The sequence below is a fragment of the Vibrio sp. Vb0937 genome (assembly GCF_033338855.1).
The window spans coordinates 1-1,289 of the sequence record NZ_JAWOTK010000247.1; the positions used below are offsets into that span (position 1 = coordinate 1).

At 49.0% G+C, this 1,289-nt stretch carries 2 protein-coding genes; one reads left to right on the forward strand and one right to left on the reverse strand.

The window, feature by feature from the left end; all coding sequences use genetic code 11:
• Positions 1-393 (forward strand): YitT family protein (locus R7P67_RS24810; RefSeq protein ID WP_318086316.1); only part of this gene is annotated, 393 nt, incomplete at its 5' end.
• Between the two features lie 83 nt (positions 394-476).
• On the opposite strand, the gene R7P67_RS24815 is transcribed toward R7P67_RS24810, so the two are convergent.
• On the reverse strand, positions 477-1,289 hold an 813-nt coding region (locus R7P67_RS24815), incomplete at its 5' end, for a hypothetical protein (protein ID WP_318086317.1).

Sequence of the window (1,289 nt, forward strand, 5' to 3'; positions counted from 1 at the left end):
GGCTGGAGGTTTACGGTTAATACCTTTATTGCCGTTTCTATTGTCTCCTTCGCGGTCGACCATTTGCACCACGTGATCGAAATTTCCCGAATCGAACCTTTTTACGCAGCGTTGTTGGGCGGTGGATTGATCGGTATTGGTATGCTGGTGATATTTCGTCACAAGATGAGTTTGGGCGGCTTTAATATTTTGGCCTTGTACCTTCAGGAACGCTTTGGGATTCGAGCGGGCAAAATTCAGATGGCGCTCGATTGCGCCATCGTGGTGATGTCACTGTTTATTGTGGATGTGCACCTTATCGCTCTCTCCGTTCTTGGTGCCATTGCGACCAACTTGATTTTGGCGATGAACCACAAACCTGGACGATACCAGCCAAAACCGCAAACGGCATAATCAACACCTAGAAATGCGAGAGTGTTTAGACAGCCAAAAAGCCCCGAGCCATTAGCTCGGGGCTTTTTGCTGTGGCGGTAAACCTACGCCAGTTCGCTGGTTGTGCAGTATTGCTGCACCTGCGCATCCAATTGTTTTTTGCATTGCTGGCTAAGTTGAAAATGCACTTGCATCAATAAGTCATGCGCATAAAAAAGCTCAAACGCCTCGCCGCCGTTTTGCAGACAAATGGCTTCACATCGTTCAGCATGCACTTTGGCTTCTTTAGGTGCATCGGCTTTCAGCAAGCTCATCGCCAAACGATATTCTGCGCGCTCTTCCTGCATCCAACCGCCCGCTATTTTCAAATAATCCAGTGATAGCCTTGCAGACTCTAAACTCCTCGCTTTCTGCTCGTCAGTACGCTCTGAGAGCTCTTCATACTGACAAGCCAAGTTGTTTGCGGTGATTGCGATCGAACGCGCTAGCACCTCTTCTGCATCGTGTGGTGTCATTCCTAATGCGGCTTTCGCCAACCATTGACTCGCTGGTTCAAGCTGAGTAAGAGCAGAAAGTTCGTTCGCAATAAGAGAGAACACGCGACGCTGATCTTGCTCCTCCAGCAATGCTACATCCTCAGTGCCATCGACAAAAAAGCGTGCAACGGCGATGCTACGTTTAAACGCCAAACTCTCGGTAATGGCGCGATCATCTAAGCGGTCTAAACAGGCAAGAAATCGTTCGGGATGCTCAAGGTGACCAATTGCGGTGTGTAGCATCAGTGCAACTATTCGCTCAACTTGGCTGAGCGTTTCCACCTCATTCAGCGCCGTTTCTAGCTGAGCATAGACCTGTTCTGGCTTTTCCTCGTGCAGCTGCCAACACTCACTCATGAATGCATCAAAATCCATTTTGAA